The following is a 3652-nucleotide window of genomic DNA, read 5'->3' on the forward strand; positions in this document are numbered from 1 at the left end:
GATAAGGATTTTGAAATGCAGCGTTTTATTAAGCACGAAACACAGATCATGGTAGCTACTACTGTAATTGAAGTAGGGGTGAACGTGCCTAATGCCTCCGTGATGATCATTGAAAATGCCGAACGCTTCGGGCTGTCGCAATTGCACCAATTACGGGGCCGGGTAGGGCGTGGGGCCGAGCAATCCTATTGTATTTTGATGAGCAGCCACAAGCTAAGTCATGATGGCAAGATCAGGCTGGATACCATGGTGAAAACCAACAACGGTTTTGAAATTTCGGAGATCGACCTGCAATTGAGGGGACCCGGCAATATTGAGGGAACCCAGCAAAGTGGCGTGGTTGATTTAAAGCTGGCCAACCTGGCAACCGACCAGGAGTTACTTTTCAAGGTACGTAAATGCGTTGAAACTATATTTGAAAAAGATCCGCAGCTGGCTCATCCCGAAAACCTGGTATTGCACCACGCTTTTGAAGTAAAAAACGCGGGATTGAGTTGGGATAAGATATCGTAGAAGAATACCCCCCTTTGGAAAAAAGCAGCGTCATTGCGAGGAACGAAGCAATCCTCAAGAGGCAGAGCAGCTAAGCAAGTCAGCCCTTTATAGTTTGGGATTGCTTCGTTCCTCGCAATGACGATTTTTTATGCCTGTTGGGATCAATTTCTTCAATTATACGCCCTCCATCCTTCTGCCTTTGGTACTCAAATAGTACATTTGTTGAAACTGATCTCGCTATTGATATGAAGAAACTTTCATTACTATTTTCTGCCGTGTTGTTGTGCGCACAAGTAAAAGCACAGGACTCCTTAGCTATCCGCAAAATATATGACGAGGCATTGGTTAACGGCCAGTGTTATGATAACCTGCGTTATCTGTGTAAAAATATAGGTCAGCGCATCAGTGGTTCGACCAATGCCCAAAAGGCTGTTGACTGGAGCAAAAAACTGATGGATAGCTACGGCTTTGATAAGGTTTACCTGCAGGAAGTAATGGTGCCGCATTGGGTGCGCGGAGCAAAAGAGGAAGCGGCTATTATTGATGGCAAAACCCGGATTCCGGTGCCAATTGTTGCACTTGGGATGTCGATTGCTACACCTAAAAATGGTATTACCGCTGATGTTATAGAGGTGAAAAGTATCAAGGAACTTGAAGGCCTTGGCGAAAGCGTGGTAAAGGGGAAGATAGTATTCTTTAACCGGGCGTTTGATCCTCGTTTTATTGAAACAGGTGCGGCCTATGGTAATGCCGGTGATCAGCGTTTTATGGGCCCGGCTGTAGCAGCTAAACTTGGTGCAGCGGGTGTGATAGTGCGTTCCCTTACCGAAATTATTGACGATTATCCGCATACAGGCGCTACACTTGCTACTCCGGGTAGCAAAATCATACCTGCTGCGGCTATATCTACAAAAGCTGCCAATAAGCTAAGCACCATGCTTAAGCTAAGGAAATTTCCGGCTGCTAAATTTTACTTTAAACAAAACTGTGAGCTATTGCCCGATGTAAAATCATACAACATTATTGGCGAGATAACCGGCTCGGAGAACCCTAATAAATTTATTACAGTTGGCGGTCACCTGGATTCATGGGATTTGGCCGAAGGAGCTCATGATGATGGTACCGGTGTAATGCAATCTGTTGAAGTACTGCGGATTTTTAAAGCGGTAGGGTATAAACCTAAAAATTCGGTACGTGCGGTGTTTTTCATGAACGAAGAGAACGGTCATAAAGGCGGTACCAAATATGCCGAACTGGCTGCACAAAACAAAGAACAACATATCGCAGCCATTGAAACTGACGAAGGCGGTTTTACTCCACGCGGTTTTAGCTTTGCCGATGTATCAAAAGATTTTATTAAAAAGGTAAATGATAACTTCAAATCAATTTTGGAACCCTATGATGTTGACAAATTAACTATCGGCGGCGCAGGTACAGATATTGAACCGATGAAAGAAACTTTGCCGGGTGTAGTGCTGATCGGTTTCCGCCCTGATTCACAACGTTATTTCGACCTGCACCACACCGCTAAAGACGTTTTTGAAAACGTAAACAAACGCGAGCTTGAGCTTGGCGCGGCGGGTATGGCGGCATTTATATATTTGATTGATCAGCACGGGTTGTAAGCAACTGAACCTTGATTTTTAGGATTAGAAGATGAACATGATGCCTGGCTATTTGCATAAAATTCATGGTAATCCTCTAATCCTAAAAATCATGGTTCATATCTTCAAGGTCATCCTTTGATCCTATTAATCAAGGTTCAAAAAAATAGCTACCTTTGCGGCACATCTAAAAAATAATAAATAGTGACCGAAGAAGGCGATAGTAAACCCCGGAAAATAGACTCCTTTGCAGCATTGCGTTATAAAGATTTCAGATCTTACATAGGCATGCGTTTTTGTTTCACCTTTGCATATTCTATGCAGGCCGTAGTCCTCGGCTTTTACATCTACAGCATCACCCATAGTAAAATTGCCTTAGGCCTTATTGGTCTTTGCGAGGCAATTCCGGCTATCGGTATTGCGTTATATGGCGGCTATATTGCTGATAAATCTGAAAAGCGCAAAATGCTTTTGCTGATCTTCAGCGGCGTGTTGCTTACCTCCCTGGTGATGTTTACCGTTACGCTCAATCGCATGAGCGGTATTATACATACGGGCTGGATAGTACCGATCATGTATGCTATGATATTTTGTAATGGTGTTGCCCGTGCCTTTTACGGCCCAGCGACCTTTACAATTTACGCCAATAGTATCCCTAAAGAATTATACCCTAACGGCAGTACCTGGAGCAGCAGCAGCTGGCAGGTGGCATCTATTTTAGGGCCTGCCGCGGGTGGCTTAATATACGGTTACGCCGGTAAAGTGATCGCGGGTTTAAGTGGTATCACTGCAACTTTTAGCTGCATCCTGTTTTTACTGTTGGTATCGCTGGTGTTGGTATACAGGCTAAGGCAGTATCCTGCGCAATACGTCCCTAAAGAAAGCATCTGGAAAAGTCTTTCGGAAGGGATTCATTTTGTGTTTGGAAATAAGATGATGATAGGTGCCATGAGCCTCGACCTGTTCTCGGTATTTTTTGGTGGCGCCGTAGCTTTGCTGCCGGTTTTTGCCAACGAGATTCTGAAAGTAGGTGCCGAAGGACTTGGCATAATGAGGGCTATGTCATCCTTAGGAGCTGTATTGACCATGCTGGTAATGACGCGTTTTTCGCCAATGGGAAAACCATGGCGTAACCTTCTTATCGCAGTAACGGGCTTCGGCTTGTCAATCATATGCTTCGGTTTATCAACTAACTTTTATCTCTCACTGCTATTCATTTTTACCGAAGGTGCATTTGATAGCATCAGCGTGATCATCCGTGGCACACTGATGCAGTTTTTAACGCCAGATCATATGCGCGGCAGGGTTTCGGCGGTTAACCAGATGTTTATAGGTTCCTCTAACGAGATCGGTGCTTTTGAATCGGGTACGGCTGCACAACTGCTGGGCACTGTTCCGTCAGTGTTATTTGGCGGTAGTATGACCATGATCATTGTTGGTATTACTTATCTTAAGACTAAGAAACTGATCCCACTATCCTTGCAACAGATCCACGCACCGGGCGAAGAGGGGATAAAGGAAGCGTAGGGTAATTTGTCATCCTGAGCGATAGC

General features: G+C 44.7%; 3 protein-coding genes. All 3 read left to right on the top strand.

Features of this window, described 5'->3' with window-relative positions; translation table 11 throughout:
• Window positions 1-513, top strand: a 513-nt coding sequence (locus VF500_RS07160; protein WP_330859012.1) for a helicase-related protein, incomplete at its 5' end; no start/stop codon positions are given.
• A 227-nt stretch (window positions 514-740) separates the two neighbouring features.
• Window positions 741-2120, top strand: coding sequence for a M20/M25/M40 family metallo-hydrolase (locus VF500_RS07165; protein WP_330859013.1), 1380 nt, complete (start codon window positions 741-743; stop codon window positions 2118-2120).
• 183 nt (window positions 2121-2303) lie between these two features.
• On the top strand, window positions 2304-3626 hold the full coding sequence (locus VF500_RS07170; protein ID WP_330859014.1) for an MFS transporter: 1323 nt from the start codon (window positions 2304-2306) through the stop codon (window positions 3624-3626).
• Window positions 3627-3652 lie beyond the last annotated feature (26 nt).

Origin of the sequence: Mucilaginibacter sp., from assembly GCF_036383575.1 — a bacterium.
Lineage (GTDB): Bacteria > Bacteroidota > Bacteroidia > Sphingobacteriales > Sphingobacteriaceae > Mucilaginibacter.